This is a genomic window from Olleya sp. 1-3 (assembly GCF_002836085.1).
Lineage (GTDB): Bacteria > Bacteroidota > Bacteroidia > Flavobacteriales > Flavobacteriaceae > Olleya > Olleya namhaensis.
In genome coordinates this window covers 300,677-316,319 of record NZ_PJBW01000001.1, presented here as the reverse complement: position 1 = coordinate 316,319, position 15,643 = coordinate 300,677, and the positions used below count along the sequence as shown (strand labels likewise).

Here is a 15,643-nt window from a genome sequence, read left to right as displayed (position 1 = left end):
AATGAAAGTTAATATAAAACATAGAAATTTTAGTAAAGGAGCACTAATATTAGTCGTTGCGCTAACATTACAAAGTTGTTTTGTTGCACAAGATTATGTAAGACCAGAGCTGCCAGTAAGCGATGCGCTTTACAGAACAGATAATTTACCAGCTGATAGCGTGTCTATTGCAGATGTGTCTTGGAAAACCTTATTTACAGACCAATATTTACAACAGTACATAGAGGAAGGTTTACAAAATAACATGGATGTGCGTATTGCAATACAACAAATGGTAGCTGCCCAAGCTTATGCAAAGCAAGGTAAAGCAGGATACTTACCATCTGTAAGTGTTGGGACTAATTGGACACATCAAGAGTTGTCTAAAAACACACAATTTGGTGCGTTTTTAACGGACACGTCTACAGATCAATTTGACGTTACTGCAAATTTATCTTGGGAAGCAGATATTTGGGGTAAAATACGTAGTAATAAAAGAGCAACGCAAGCGGCTTACTTACAAAGTGTAGCAGGACATCAAGCGGTTAAAACGCAATTGATTTCAAGCATTGCAAATACGTATTACAACTTATTAGCTTTAGATGCACAATTAGAAGTAACTAAACAAACTATTGCGACTAGAAAAACAAGTGTAGAAACTATTAAAGCTTTAAAAGAAGCGGGACAAGTAACACAAGTTGCTGTAGATCAAAATGTGGCGCAATACAATAGTGCACAAGCGTTGCAAGTAGATATTGAAACTGCGATTTTCAAAACAGAAAACATGCTAAGTATCTTACTTGGTAAATCGGCACAAGATTTTGAGAGAAGTAATTTAGATATTCAGAAAATTGACGAGCAACTTAAACTTGGTGTTCCTGCAACACTATTAAGTAACCGACCAGATGTGATGTCTGCAGAGTATAATTTGATTCAATCTTTTGAGTTAACAAATGTTGCTAAAAGTAATTTATATCCTTCTTTAAAATTAACGGCTTCAGGTGGATTACAAAGTTTAGAAATAGATAAATTATTTAATGCAAACTCAATTTTTGCAAATATAGTGGGCGGATTAACGCAACCATTATTTAATAAACGTGCTTTAAAAACACAAAAGGAAGTTGCAATTGCACAACAAGAACAGGCATTGCTTCAGTTTAAAAAGACGTTATTAATTGCAGGAAGTGAAGTGTCAAATGCGTTATTTTCATATAAATCTGAAACTAAGAAATTTCAATTTAGAAAAAATGAAGTAGAAGCTTTACGACAAGCGGAAAGCAACTCTGATATTTTACTTAAAAACGGATATGCTAACTACTTAGATTTATTAACTGCAAGACAAAGTGCCTTAAGCGCAGAGCTAAATATAATTGATAGTAAATTACAACAACTAGTGTCTATCGTCGATTTATACGAAGCACTTGGTGGTGGATGGAGATAAAATAGAAAACAATGATAACCAAAGCGGAGTTGCTAAAACATGCTATTACTAAGTTTACGCAATGTGGTAGTAAACATGTGACGTTAGATGAGTTAGCAGGTTCGCTTGGGATATCAAAAAAAACAATCTATTCTTTTTTTAAAAACAAAGAAGATTTAGTAACTGCTAGTCTTGAAGGTTTATTAAATGAGTTTAGAGAGGATATAAATGGGATTGTTAATAGCAATGGTAAAGATCCTATTTTGTGTGTTATATTAATTTACCGTAGAGGGTTTGAGTATTTAAAATACTTTAAGCCCTCTTTTTTATTTGGATTAGAGAAGTATTACCCAAAAGCTAGCCAGTTGTTTGATGGTTTTATAGAAGACCTGTCTAATAAAACAGTGTTTGAACTTCTAACCCGAGCTAAAGCTGAGGGCTATATTGAAGCAGATGTCAATATAGAATTGGTAGTAAAAATTTACTTTTTTAGAGTGGACAATTTATTGTTTAAGTCCACTAATTTATTCGAATTATATACTGAAGAAGACTTGTTTAAACACTTAGTTATTTATAATTTAAAAGGAATAATTAGCAGTAATTACACTAACCAGTATATGGAATAGTAAAATTATAAAAAAAGCCTTAACATCTAATGTTAAGGCTTTTTTATGTGTTTTATAGTGGGTTTATTGTAGTAAACTATATACAAATTCTGGGTAACCACGTACTCCATCATTATTTGTTAATGCTAAAAACTTTAATTTATATAAGTTTCCGTCTGTATCATTAACAACATAAAAAACATTGTCTTTTAAAGATGGTAAACTTCCTGGTCCACCACCGTTTCTCCAACTGCTTCCAATATTACGTTGGTCTGTTGTAAAGTTAGAATTGACAACATCCGATAGCAAAAAGTTTTCATAGCTTAATGCAGTATCCACATCCGTATCAATCATATAAGCTAATGCATTTTGCTTGACGTTATTTACTACATAATCAGAATAACCATATGATCCATAACCAGAAATCTCGTTAGTAAATACAGTAAAATTCAAGTCCCATTCGGTTTTTGTTGGCTCTACACTCACAGTGCTATTAGCATCAAAACTAAAAAAAGTAAAGTTGTAATTATCATTTTTAGAGATGGTTACTTCTTGGTGTGTTGTAGCGTCTAAATCTGCATATTGTAATACATAATTCCCTGCATTTTGTAGGACTCTTATTTTTTTCCAACCTCTACTATCATCAGAAATATCTACACTTCCAGTTGCAGGTGTATCAGTTCCAATAGTGTCTCCTAAATTAACTAGGTAGACTTTGTTATTAGAGGCTGTAGCCGAAATTTCAGCAATAGCTGTAGTTGCTATATCGCCATTTGGAGCATCAACATAAGCCATGTTTGAAGCATCAAAAGTACCAACCGCTACTTGCGGTTGTAAATCTTGTACTTCTTGACTAGTACTGCTTATAGCATCAATATTAGTTTCTGTTAATTGTGCGGCTGCCATATAAAGTGATCCATTAATAACGACTTTAAAATCAGATCCAGAATAAAATCCTAAATCCCAAGTATCACGTTGTACACTTGTAGTTGTGTTTGTACTTAAGTCTACATACACTTGATTTTGTTGGTTTGGTCCACCAACTGTTGGCGCTACCGCAGCACCTTCAATGACAACGCTTATTGGTTGTGATGGTGTATTATCGTCATCGCTACTACAGTTAGTAAAAACTAATGCAGTCATGCAAAGGGCTAAAGTAAATAGTTTGTTTTTCATGGTATTGTTGTTTAAAAATTTAAATTATATAATAGTTTTAGGTAATATGATCTTCCGTAACCTAGTAAAAGGCTACTGTTGTTTGTGCTGTGGGTGCCAGTTGTCGTGTTGCCATTAGTAGCAACAGTCGTAACGTCTAGCAAGTTTCGACCTCCAATTGTAGCTTGTAGTTTGTTGTTTAAAAAGGACTTTTTTATTGAGGCATCCATCCAACTGTAAGCATCAGTGGTATATTTTCTAAATAGTGTGCGACCTTCAGTATCGCTACCTTCGGCAATGTAGTTTTGTTGTTTTCCGTTATGTTTTAAAAGTACAGTAAACGCAGTATCCCAATCTTTAACTAAATACGTAGCACTTGTATTAAGCTGTAAGGCGTATAAAAAGTCGTTTTCTGCATTAACCTCAGTGTTCATAATTCTAGAGACACCTTGTAGTGTTGCACCTAAATTAAAAGTCCAATTATCTTGTTTTATGGTGTTTTCGGATGTAAATCCAATTAAACGATACGCATCAATATTTATATATTGGTATTGTAAGGGGGTTGTATTTGCTACAGCTAGTTCAATTTTATCTGTTAAGTTGATATAACTTAATTTTAGATTGTTGGTCATAGAAGTCTCGCCAAACCAACTTCGTTTTTTTAGATTTAAAAAAGTAGAAAACCCTTGTTCTGGAGTTAAGTCTTGGTTTCCTCTTACATCGTGGTTAGAGTCTACAAAATAGTAGTACAACTCTTCAAAATTTGGAGTACGGTAAGCCGATCCGATACTTGCTCTTAGCTCGTACCCTTTGTTTAGTAAATATCTAGCGCTAAATGATCCTAATACTTGCGAATTAAATTTTGAGTTATACTCATATCGTACTCCAGGACGCAGTGATAGTTTATTAGATAGTTTATATTCTGAAGACATAAACACAGCATAATTATTCTGTTGTTGTGTTTTATCTTGCTGTGTAACTTCTCCGGAAGCCTGTGTGTCAAATCCTTTTATAAATCTAGTTTCGTAACCCAATTGATAGTTAAACGTATCGCTTTTTGATAAATTATTAATGGTTCCTTTAGAGAAAAATACATCACTTGATTGGTAGGTTTCATCGGTCTGATTAGACTTTTCTTTGGTTAAGATATAGTAGTTAAATTCGTTTAAATCTCGTTTTTGTGTTTGGTAAGAAAATGACGCATTATAATTAGCTCCACAAGTTAAACTACCGTTTAAACTTAAGTTATTTACAAACCTATTAGTAGTGTATATTCTATCTGTTGCAGAGGGATTACTGGTTTGTGACTGTGTATCTATATTTGCTCTTACGGCAGCATCGTAATAGTTTAAGTCTTCATTAAAATATTCGAACTTATAAAACAATCTAAAGTTGGTGCCAGAGTAATTAAGATTGGCTTTAGAGGTTAATTGGGTTTTTGGTAACCAATCATAACCCCGTAATCCATCGTTTATATAATGGTTTTGTCCTTCGCGTTGGTTGTAAAACCCTGCAAATTGATTACGGTTAAAGCCTAATTTAGCGGACCATTTTTCGTTTATTTTATGACCAATATTAAATGCTTGTATGTGGCGTCCTTGGTCAAACCAGCTATATTCATCACTTACTGTTTCTTCTTGGACAAAGGCTTGGATTTCCCAGTCATGGGCAATAGATTTTTTGGTAATGATATTAATAACACCAGAGACTGCATTGGCACCATAGTCGACACCTACTGCACCTTCGACGATTTCGATACGCTCTATATCGTCTAAATTTATTTGCGTTAAATCTATGTTGTTCCCCACACCATTATCACTGACTAAAGGGATGTTATCCACTAAAATATTAAAGTATTGCGAGTCTAAGCCAAAAAATGAAATAGTAGAACGTCCCGTTTGGGCACTAGGAATAATGTTTAAATTAAGGTTAAAATTTAGTAAGTCGGCTAAATTATTAGCAGCTTGTTGATCAATCTTTTTTCGGTCTATAACGATCACGTTATGCACAGATTTTTTTATCGATTGTGGATTATACTGACCAGTAATAACAACTTCGTCTAGTGTTTCGATTATTGTGGAATCATTAACAACCGTTTTGTTTTTTTGAGCGATAGTTATTCCGACTAAAAAAAAAGAAAAATAAATCGTTAAATAGTTTTTATTTAGAATCATTCTTGATTAAATTTGCTGCAAATATATATCTTATTTTAATTCAGTCTAAATAAGAACAACATTTTTTTAATAAAAAAAACAAACCATTACAAATGAAACAATTAGCAGTTTTACCAGTATTACTTTTAGCATTTTCTATAGCACTACATGCGCAAGACAAGAAAAAACTAGATCAAAACGCCATTAAAAACATGTGTGGGTGTTATGAGGTAACTTTTAACTTTACAGAGACTTTTAACTATAGCCAAGACTCTTTATACAAGCCATCAGAAACTAAAGTGGATAAAGGTTTGGAGTGGGCACAATTGGTTGAGGATAGTGACGATAAAATTGTAATTCAGCATTTATTACAAGTAGGTACTCCTGAGGCGCCATATATTGTAAAGCATTGGAGACAAGACTGGTTGTTTGAAAACACAGATTTTTATATGTTTAATGGCGATAACCAATGGACGTATGTTTCAAAATCTAAAGACGACGTAAAAAACCAATGGACACAAAAAGTATATCAGGTGGATGATAGTCCACGTTACGAAGGGTCTGCAACATGGGTACATGTAGATGGAAAAAGCTTTTGGGAAAACACTACAACAGCACCATTACCAAGACGCGAATACACTAAAAGAAGCGATTATAATATTACCTTAAGAGGTAACAGGCATCAAACTATGGATTATGGTTGGGTACATGATCAAGACAATGAGAAAATTATTAGAGAAGCAGGAAAAGAAGATGTGGTTTTAGCCAAAGAAAAAGGCTATAATACTTATGTAAAGGTAGACGATAGTAAGTGTCAAGCAGCACAAGACTGGTGGAAAGAAGGGCAAGAAAAGTGGGCTAAAGTCCGTACTAAGTGGGCGTCTGTTTTTGCAAGACACCAAGATTTAGCGTTAGAAGCAAAAGTGGATAATAAAGTGTTATTCAAATATTTGTTTGATGACGAAAATTACTCGACATCAGAGCAAATAGATCCAATAATTGAACGTTTTATTAAAAAACAGATATAATTAATATGAAAAAAATAATAGCAATAAGTTTACTACTTGTAAGCATAACAGTAAGTGCGCAAGACAATGTGTTTTTAAATAGAGGGTTTTGGAATCCTACCGTAACTATTGATGCTGTTAAGGCACAAGTAGATGCAGGTAATAATCCAACGGAGTTAAATGATAACAATTTTGATCCTGTTGTCTACGCTATTTTACAGCAGGCACCAAATGAGGTTTTAGAATATCTAGTGTCTTTAAAAGGGAATGATGTTAACAAATTAACGCACGATGGGCGTACTTATATTTTTTGGGCAGCGTACGCTGGTAACGATAAAATAATGGAGTATTTTATTAGCAAAGGTGCCAAGACAGATATTTTAGATGATCACGGTTTAACTGCTTTAAATTTTGCAGCAAACGCAGGACAGACTAACACTAAGGTGTATGACGTTTGTATTGCAAATGGAGCAGATTTAAAAAACGATGTTAATCATGATGGTGCTAACGCGTTATTACTAGCAGCACCTAATGATATTAGATTAACAGGTTACTTTATTTACAAAGGTTTAAGCGATAAAAGTGTTGATAATAACGGAAACGGAATTTTTAACTACGTCGCTAGAACAGGTAATTTAGAGTTGCTTAAAGGACTAATCAAAGAAGGTAAAAAAGGTACCGATCAAGCGTTTATATTTGCTAGCCAAGGTACTAGAGGTAAAACTAACGGATTAGAGGTTTACAATTATTTAGAAAGTATTGGTTTAAACCCAAATACTAAAACAACAGATAATATTACACCGTTACATAATGTCGCTTCTAGAAGTCAAGATTTAGAGGTTATTAATTATTTTATTAAAAAAGGTATTGCTGTAAATGCAGCAGACAAAAACGGAAATACACCATTTTTAAACGCAGTAAGTAATAATAGTATTGAGGTTGTTGCAGCGCTTTTAAAACATGTGGATACTATTGATTATACTAATAAAAAAGGGCAATCTGCTTTAATGTTAGCAGTACAAAATAACACAACAGACGTGGTTAAACTACTATTATCTAAAAAGGCTAGTACAACGTTGGTGGATGCTAACGGAAATAATTTAGCATATTATTTAATCAACGCTTTTAGTCCAAGAACGGAAAAAGACTTTACCGCTAAATTACAAGTGTTAGAACAAGCCAATTTTGAGTTTACTAAACCTCAGAAAAACGGAAACACATTATTACATTTAGCCTTAGATAAAAACAATGTTGATTTTTTAAAGCAAATTAATCAGTTTCAAGTGGATGTAAATACAGCTAATACTGAAGGTTATACACCTTTACATTTGGCTGCTATGAAGGCAACAAACACGACTATTATAAGATACTTATTATCTATTGGTGCGGATAAAAAAGCAACAACAAGTTTTGAAGAAACAGCTTATGATTTAGCATCTGAAAACGAAATTTTAATTCATAATAAAGTGGCATTAAGTTTTTTAAAATAAATTTATAAAATGAAAAAAAGTAAACTAATAGTTAGCCTTGCAGTCCTGTGTTTAGTACTGTTCTCTTTTACCGCATTACCAACAACTTCCAAATATAAGTGTATGGTACAAATGACCAATTATAGCGGAGAAGGGGCGTATATAGCCATCTCTTTAATTAATCCTGAGGGAGCATATGAAAAAACATTATACGTCCAAGGAGATGATGAAGAGTGGTATCATGACATTACAGAATGGTGGAAGTTTCAAGGCAAAGTTAGAACAGAAATTGATGCCTTTACAGGTGCAACTATTTCTGGCGGAGAGCGTGCAATAAGTGTTATTGAGATTGAAGATTCTAAAATCAATGCAGGGTACAGCATCCGTTTTGAGTCGGCAGTAGAGGATCAAGAATATTACACTAAAGATGTCCAGTTTGTACTAACATCAGAAAGCGTAAAAAGTAAAACAGAAGGCACCGGATTTATACGTTACGTACGTTTAATGCCAAACTAATCGCGTATTTATGACCCTTTCTATTTGGAGGTATAGTCACTTAACATTGGCACTAGCATCGTTTGTATTTGTTTTTTTAGCAACTATAACGGGTATTGTATTAGCGTTTCAGCCTATATCAGAACAACTACAATCCTATAAAATAGAAGCTTTAGATCAGCTTGATTTAGATCAAACGGTCGCGACGTTTAAACGTCAATATCCAGAAGTTATTACTATAGAAGTAGATGCAAATCAATTTGTGTCTGCTTCTGTAATTACTAAAAAAGGGACTGCTTTAAATGGGTATTTTAATCCAAAAACAGCTGCCTTTTTAGGCGAAAAACCTGAAGTATCCAATCTCTTTAAGTTTACAACCAATTTACACCGTTCGTTATTTTTAAAAAGTACGGGGCGCTTTTTGGTTGGATTGGGTTCGTTTTTATTGTTTCTAATTGCTTTTTCAGGAGCCATTTTAATTATTAAACGCCAAAGCGGTATTAAACGGTTTTTTGCTAAAATTGTAAAAGAAGATTTTTCGCAATATTGGCATGTTGTTTTGGGTCGGTTATCCCTTATTCCTATTGTAATTATAACCCTTACAGGCGTCTATTTGTCGCTGCTAAAATTTGATGTTATTACAGAAAATAAGCCTGCGCATAACATCGATTTTAATAATAACGCTTTCGCGGAAATACAGCCAGACGGAACCGTTTTTAATGCGACGACATTGGCTGAGGTTGTTAGTTTAGAGTTTCCTTTTTCCGAAGATGAAGAAGATTATTACACTTTAAAACAGGATAGTAAGGAGCTTCTGGTGCATCAATATTCAGGTCAGATTTTAAGTCAAGTAAATTATCCAATGACGACTTTCTTATCAGATTGGAGTTTAGTATTACATACCGGAAAAGGCAGTGTTTGGTGGTCTATAGTCTTATTGATTGCTTGTTTAAACATTCTGTTTTTTATCTATTCAGGGTTTAAAATGACTATTAAAAGAAGACAAAATGCTGTACTGCCTAAAAATAAAATAGCAAAGGATACAGCCGAATATATCATTCTTGTGGGCTCAGAAACAGGGAGTACTTATGGATTAGCAACCGCCTTTTATAACGCGCTGTTAGCTAATAGACAGTCTGTTTTTATTACAGATTTAAACAGTTACACAACCTATAAAAATGCAAAGCAATTAATTGTTTTAACCTCTACTTATGGAGAAGGAGAAGCACCTATAAATGCAAAGCAGTTTTTATCGGTATTAAATACGGTCCCGCAAAAACAACAAATACAGTACGCAGTTGTTGGATTTGGATCTTTAAATTATGCAGCGTATTGTAAATACGCACAATTAGTAGATGCTAATTTGCAATTACATCCCCAGTTTCAGCCTAATCTAGAGTTGTGTAAAATACACAACCAGTCAGAAATGGATTTTGAAAAGTGGGCATTGCAATGGTCTAAATCTATTGGTTTGGATTTAGATGTAGCAAGTATAAAAGTATCTAGTAAACAAAGGAAGCAACAAGCATTTACGGTGGTGAGTAAAACCGAAATTAATATAGACAATACCTTTGTTTTGACCTTAAAACCTAATAAAAGGTTGTCGTTTAAATCGGGAGATTTACTATCCATTATTCCTGAACAGGATGGCGTAGCGCGTCTGTATTCTATCGGAAAAATAGGAGGTGCTATAGTAATAAGTATTAAAAAGCACGAATTTGGTGTGTGCTCAAATTATTTTTATAATCTGACTATTGGCGACCAAATCAAAGGTGTAATTAAGCCAAATCCAACGTTTAATTTACCTAAAAGTAAACGTGTTAAAAGCGTGGTTTTGATTGCTAATGGCACAGGGATTGGTCCATTTTTAGGAATGATGCAAGACACAAATCCTGTAGTTAAGCATTTGTTTTGGGGTGGACGTACCACACAGTCTTTACAGTTGTATAAAACCAGTATTGATGCGAGTTTAAATAGCGGGTCTTTAACTAGTTTTAATATGGCATTATCGCAAGAAAACAATACTAGACTATATGTTCAAGATGTCATTGCCAAACAACAGTCTATTATTGCCGAAGTTTTAAAAAACAACGGAGTGATTATGATTTGTGGATCAATAGCAATGCAAAATCAAGTATTAGACACTTTAAATCAAATAACAACATCCAGGCTACAGCAACCTTTAAGTGTTTTTGAACACAATAATCAGATTGTAACAGACTGTTATTAATCTTAAATTTAAACTATGTGTAAGCATATACAATCAATTAATAAGACATCTCAAGGCGAATTAAATTTTTGTAAAAACTGCGTACAGTTTCACTTAGAATTTAATAACATCTATTTTGAGTTTACTCCAGACGAGTATACTATTTTTAGAAACTACGTGCTGTTTATTGAAGCGGAATATTGGGAACAAAAGTATGCTAATGCTAACGTAAAGCGTAAAATACCCGTGCCAACAAAACAAGATAATTTAGTGTTGATGTTTAATAGACAGGAAATTAAAGAGCTTAAAACATTGGTTAGCACACAAAACAACAGCGTTTTTAATACCTTTTTAAATGTTGACGATATAGATTATACTTGTATTGTAAACTAGAATAGCTTAGAATTTAATATTAAATTTGTATTTTAAAATATCTAAGAGCGTAATTAAGTAATGAAAAAAGACATCCAAATACCTTCAGTAGAAAACGTTTATATAGCAGTAGTAAATGAGTATAACGACATTTACAAGACCCAAGATTGGAATGCTTATATCATTAACGATAAAGACGTAGATTTAGAAATGGTTTTAATTGTAACTAGTGGGTATTCTGATGATAAAATGACTTCTATTTTCAGAAAAAAACTAGACAAACTACCTAAAAAGAGTTATGCTAAAATAGAGTTGATGCAAGAGGATTTATTTACTTTAAACAATCAATTTAAAGTCACTTTTTTTGAAGGTAACAAAATGTTTGATAAAACCTATACCTTTAGAAAAAACACGATTAACTTAAACGCTTTGCAGGCAGTTCCGTTAATGGAAGCGCGCGGTGTTTTGGTTAAGTAGTTTGTTTTTAGGGCAGATTGCAGCGTGTAAAACACATACTGTTTGTGCCTACACCTTTACTGATGCCTGCGTTAGCGATTGTAGTGTAAATCCTTTTTATGAGGCACGATTAAAAAGATTGCAACGTAAAGCGCGACCCTTGGGTAACGCCCAAATAGATTTAAAAAGTAACAGGCAGAAAGATAACAAGCAAAAAGCAAAAAGTCCCTTTATATACTATATACAAAGGGACTTTTTTTAATCTAATTTATCGGTTAGTTTCTGAAACACCTTTTTGGCGTCCTTACCTTCGTATAACACATCGTAAACCGCTTCTATAATTGGTAAGCGTGTTTTCTTTTTGTTTTTTTCGTTTAATATATGGGCACTTTTAGTGGCATAATACCCTTCTGCTACCATACTCATTTCCATTTGTGCAGATTTTACGGTGTAGCCTTTACCAATCATGTTTCCAAATAAACGGTTTCTAGAAAAGGTAGAGTATCCGGTAACTAATAAATCGCCTAAGTAGGCTGAGTTATTGATGTTACGTTTCATTTTGTGCATTTTTTTAATAAAACGCTTCATTTCTCGGATGGCGTTACTCATTAATACACTCTGGAAGTTATCTCCGTAACCCAATCCGTGTGCAATTCCGGCAGCAATAGCGTAAATGTTTTTAAGCATTACAGCGTATTCTGTACCAATTACATCATCACTAGTTTTGGTTTTTATATAATCGCTTGACAATACATCCGCTATGGCTTGCGCTTTTTTCTGATCGGCACAAGATATGGTTAAATAGGATAAACGCTCTAAAGCAACCTCTTCTGCGTGGCATGGCCCTGCGATAACTGCAATGTTCTCAAACGGTATTTTGTAACTGTCATGAAAATACTCGCCAAGAAGCATACCCGTTTCTGGAAGTATTCCTTTTACAGCAGACACTACGGTTTTATTGGTAATATCTACGGTTAGTTTTTGTAACTCAGAATGTATAAAGGCAGATGGTACTACAAAAATTAGTACATCAGCATATTCTGCCATTTCGTTAATATCATTACTTAGTTTTAATTGCTCTAAATGAAACTCGACAGAGCTTAAGTAACTTGGGTTATGTTGTTCTTTTAATAAATGCTCTTTGGTGTAAACGCTACGCATGTACCATCCTACTTCATCCAAGTTTTCGCACAGCATTTTTACAATTGCAGTAGCCCAACTTCCGGATCCAAAAACAGCGTATTTTAATTGTTGACTCATAAATAACTTTCTATTCTATATCAAAAATACGCAAAATTTTAATGTTTTATGTTAATGGTTTAGCAATGTTATTTTGTTTTTGGCACAGCTTTTGAAACACACTTAGTATCAATCCTTAAAACGACAGATTATGAAAACGATAAAACTACTTACAGGTTTTGCTTTAATAGCAACATTATTTACATCTTGTTATACAGAAGTAGCGGTAGATAATTATAACGATCCACTACCTATCAGTATTAATCAAATGCTTAACGCTAACGAGCTTTGGTACGTTGCGGTGGATGAGACTATTGGTTATGGCGAGTCGCCTTTTTTACAAATAGCCTTTACCGTGTCTTTTAGAAACGGGACGCTTTACGCTAATAATAATTTAGTTGGTATTGGTAGTCAAGGTAACGGTTTTGGTATCCCGATTGGGTATTATAACGCTTATGACAACATCTTAGATATAGATCATGATATTGATGGTTATGATAGTTTTGATGTATACCAAGTTAATAATAACACTATAGAGTTGTACAACCCATTTACAGATACATCGTATTTTTTACATGGTTACCAACGTAGTAATTTTGATTATGACTTTGTGTTTTATGACAATATCCAATATTTTTTACAAGAATATAATGCTTGGGAAAAAACATATACCAGTAATTATGGTGCTTTAAATGAATTTGATAACGAAAACTATTTACAGTTTTTATCAGGCGGAAACGATAACACTTTCCAGAGCAGTCAAGATCCAAACGGAATAAATCCTAACAATTTATATTGGGATTATACAGGAATATATGGCGTAGGAAACGTTAGTGGTAACATGTACTTAAAGACATTGGTTTTAGATTATGATTATTTTGATAACGAACAATTTGAGTTAAGTATCCTTAACGACCAACGTATTGAATTATTCCACCCAAATTCTGGAACGACTTACGAGTTTACTGGGCGTGGTTATATCGAATTTTTAAAAGAGGGTAAAGACGTTAATACATCTAAAACTTCAGGACTTAAAAAGCGTGTGCAACACACCAAAAAACAAGATAACGATAGAGAGAATACAAGAGCATAAAGAGTGAATTAGTTAGTTAGTAAAAACCGTTTTAAGCGAGAGCTTTTAACGGTTTTTCTGTTTGTATACATTAGGGTGAAAAATCCTAATTTAACAAAGGCTTGGCATAAGATTTGTTAACATAAGTTGGAGTTGGGCAACTAATGTTTTAACTTTAGAATTATTAAATAACAATTAAACTAACACAAACAATTATGGGATTATTTTCATTTATTAAAAACGCAGGAGCTAAAGTTTTTGGAATAGGAAAAACAGATAAAGAAGAAGTGGCAGAAGCAGCTGCAGCTGAAGTTAAAATGGAAGCATTAGCTGCCAGTAAGCTAGAAGAGACTGCAAGAGACTTAGACTTACACGTAGAAGGCTTAACTATTTTTATAGATGATGATGCAGCAACCATTTCTGGTGAAGCAGCAGATCAAGCAACAAAAGAAAAAATGGTACTTTTAGTTGGTAACAGCGACGGTATTGCAACAGTAGACGATAAAATGACGGTTGCAGTAGCAGCAGTAGTTGTGCCAGAAGCACAGTTTCATGCAGTAGTAAGCGGAGACACTTTAGGTAAAATTGCCAAAAAATATTATGGTAATGCCATGAAATATACTGAGATTTTTGAGGCTAATAAACCAATGCTTACAGATCCAGACAAAATTTATGTTGGACAAGTATTACGTATCCCTGCTTTAGACTAAAGTATACTTTTATATATAAAAAACGCCAACTGTGAAGTTGGCGTTTTTTTGTGGGTTTATTTGAAGTTGGTTTTGGGTGAATTGCAAGTAACTTATACTAGTTAATTGTTGTGCACGTTGTGGGCAGTTCATTCTATTTTTTTCCTACATAAGTAGAATGTAATTGTTGAATTTTCCATTTGCCACCTTCCTTTTTTGCGACTGCACTTTCAAGCCAATGGGCAGTGTTTAGAGTGTCGTTTTCTTTTATCCATGTTCCAAAATTATCATACGCAATCCATATTGTACTTTTATTATGTACGGTTTTTAAGAAATCAAATCGATTTATTCTAAGGGATTGTTGTTTGGCGTCTCTTATCCGTGCTCTTATCATAAAATTAGAAATAGAATCATTATTCCATACTACACCATTTTCAAGAAGAAAATAATCAGTTGTATGATGTTTTTTTATTTTTGTTGAATCTAAATCAGACCAAATATCTTGAAATGATTTTGATATTAATCCTTTAACGGAATCAATATCCGCCTGTTTTTGAAATTCATTTAATTCAATATAATTTATTGAATCTGGACTTATTTTGTTATTACAAGAATAGAAAGCACAAATAACAAGTACTATTAGAAACCTCTTCATAATTTTCATTTTTTTAATGATTGTCAACGTTGTTGTATTTGGTTTGTTGCTTGTTTTAGTAATTAGGTAAGAAGCTCAATAGTAAATTATATAGGTTGATGGCAAATCGATTTTTAATTCCTGAAATTTATATCAAGAGCAGAATCAGAAAGTATATATTCCCAAATCGGTATAAAAGTTAAAACGATTAAAAAAACCGAAAGAAATATTCCAAGTATTCCTATTCGTTTTCTATTCCTTAAAGATTTGATTCCGAGAAAAAGTCCGAGTAATCCAATTCCTATTGCGATCAATTTATTCAATTTTCCACTTGTAACTATTGTAGGGCTTAAACCCGAACCACTTTGCATTTTAGATAATTCAGTTAGAAATAATTCCGATGTTTGAATGTTAAACCAAATCACAAATAAAATTCCAATTAGAGCTATTATTACCGATATTGTTCCTGTTTTCATTTTATGGGCAACTGTTTGCTAACGTTGTTGTATAAGCTTTGTTGCGTTGGTTTAGCAGTAAAGTTACTAAATAAAAAACAAATTAAATTTAGGCGAAGATTTTCGCAAATAGACACTTAATAGCAATAAAGTTTATACGGTGTTGGCAGTAGTTTTTCTTTTATTTAACATTAGATATTTTGTAATTCATTTTAATATTATACATTTGCACTT

15 protein-coding genes are annotated in these 15,643 nt (G+C 33.2%); 10 read left to right on the top strand and 5 right to left on the bottom strand.

What is annotated here, in order from left to right; genetic code table 11:
- Position 1: 1 nt before the first annotated feature.
- Both CXF54_RS01380 and CXF54_RS01375 read left to right on the top strand, forming a co-directional pair.
- Positions 2-1,420, top strand: a complete 1,419-nt coding sequence (locus CXF54_RS01380; protein WP_101202140.1) for an efflux transporter outer membrane subunit — start codon at positions 2-4, stop codon at positions 1,418-1,420.
- 11 nt (positions 1,421-1,431) lie between these two features.
- On the top strand, positions 1,432-2,025 hold the full coding sequence (locus CXF54_RS01375) for a TetR/AcrR family transcriptional regulator (protein ID WP_101202139.1): 594 nt from the start codon (positions 1,432-1,434) through the stop codon (positions 2,023-2,025).
- A gap of 63 nt (positions 2,026-2,088) precedes the next feature.
- Here CXF54_RS01375 and CXF54_RS01370 read toward each other — a convergent pair whose 3' ends face one another.
- Entirely contained in the window at positions 2,089-3,180 is a 1,092-nt protein-coding gene (locus CXF54_RS01370) for an HmuY family protein (protein ID WP_101202138.1), read from the bottom strand.
- Positions 3,181-3,191: 11 nt separating this feature from the next.
- Positions 3,192-5,333, bottom strand: a complete 2,142-nt coding sequence (locus CXF54_RS01365) for a TonB-dependent receptor plug domain-containing protein (RefSeq protein ID WP_101202137.1) — start codon at positions 5,331-5,333, stop codon at positions 3,192-3,194.
- A gap of 92 nt (positions 5,334-5,425) precedes the next feature.
- On the opposite strand from CXF54_RS01365, the gene CXF54_RS01360 reads away from it, so the two are divergent.
- The 6 genes from CXF54_RS01360 to CXF54_RS01335 are packed head-to-tail and all read left to right on the top strand — an operon-like array spanning position 5,426 to position 11,341.
- Positions 5,426-6,340, top strand: coding sequence for a DUF6607 family protein (locus tag CXF54_RS01360; RefSeq protein WP_101202136.1), 915 nt, complete (start codon positions 5,426-5,428; stop codon positions 6,338-6,340).
- A 5-nt stretch (positions 6,341-6,345) separates the two neighbouring features.
- Complete coding sequence (locus CXF54_RS01355; protein WP_101202135.1) at positions 6,346-7,809, top strand: ankyrin repeat domain-containing protein; 1,464 nt, start codon at positions 6,346-6,348, stop codon at positions 7,807-7,809.
- A 9-nt stretch (positions 7,810-7,818) separates the two neighbouring features.
- Entirely contained in the window at positions 7,819-8,304 is a 486-nt protein-coding gene (locus tag CXF54_RS01350; protein ID WP_101202134.1) for a DUF2271 domain-containing protein, read from the top strand.
- Positions 8,305-8,314: 10 nt separating this feature from the next.
- Positions 8,315-10,513: a PepSY domain-containing protein gene (locus CXF54_RS01345; RefSeq protein ID WP_101202133.1), complete on the top strand. Its 2,199-nt coding sequence runs from the start codon at positions 8,315-8,317 to the stop codon at positions 10,511-10,513.
- Positions 10,514-10,528: 15 nt separating this feature from the next.
- Positions 10,529-10,885, top strand: a complete 357-nt coding sequence (locus CXF54_RS01340) for a DUF6686 family protein (RefSeq protein WP_101202132.1) — start codon at positions 10,529-10,531, stop codon at positions 10,883-10,885.
- 60 nt (positions 10,886-10,945) lie between these two features.
- Complete coding sequence (locus CXF54_RS01335) at positions 10,946-11,341, top strand: hypothetical protein (RefSeq protein WP_101202131.1); 396 nt, start codon at positions 10,946-10,948, stop codon at positions 11,339-11,341.
- A gap of 237 nt (positions 11,342-11,578) precedes the next feature.
- Here the strand turns inward: CXF54_RS01335 and CXF54_RS01325 are convergent, their stop codons facing one another.
- Positions 11,579-12,580, bottom strand: coding sequence for an NAD(P)H-dependent glycerol-3-phosphate dehydrogenase (locus tag CXF54_RS01325; protein ID WP_090836800.1), 1,002 nt, complete (start codon positions 12,578-12,580; stop codon positions 11,579-11,581).
- Positions 12,581-12,710: 130 nt separating this feature from the next.
- On the opposite strand from CXF54_RS01325, the gene CXF54_RS01320 reads away from it, so the two are divergent.
- Positions 12,711-13,652, top strand: coding sequence for a nicotinic acid mononucleotide adenyltransferase (locus CXF54_RS01320; RefSeq protein WP_101202129.1), 942 nt, complete (start codon positions 12,711-12,713; stop codon positions 13,650-13,652).
- Between the two features lie 194 nt (positions 13,653-13,846).
- The gene (lysM, locus tag CXF54_RS01315) at positions 13,847-14,341 is read left to right on the top strand and encodes a peptidoglycan-binding protein LysM (RefSeq protein WP_101202128.1); all 495 of its coding nucleotides are present in this window, start codon (positions 13,847-13,849) and stop codon (positions 14,339-14,341) included.
- 133 nt (positions 14,342-14,474) lie between these two features.
- Here the strand turns inward: lysM and CXF54_RS01310 are convergent, their stop codons facing one another.
- Entirely contained in the window at positions 14,475-14,975 is a 501-nt protein-coding gene (locus CXF54_RS01310) for a DUF4440 domain-containing protein (protein ID WP_157823369.1), read from the bottom strand.
- 113 nt (positions 14,976-15,088) lie between these two features.
- Positions 15,089-15,430 (bottom strand): hypothetical protein, encoded by a 342-nt coding sequence (locus CXF54_RS01305; RefSeq protein ID WP_101202126.1) that lies wholly within the window; start codon positions 15,428-15,430, stop codon positions 15,089-15,091.
- Positions 15,431-15,643: the final 213 nt, after the last annotated feature.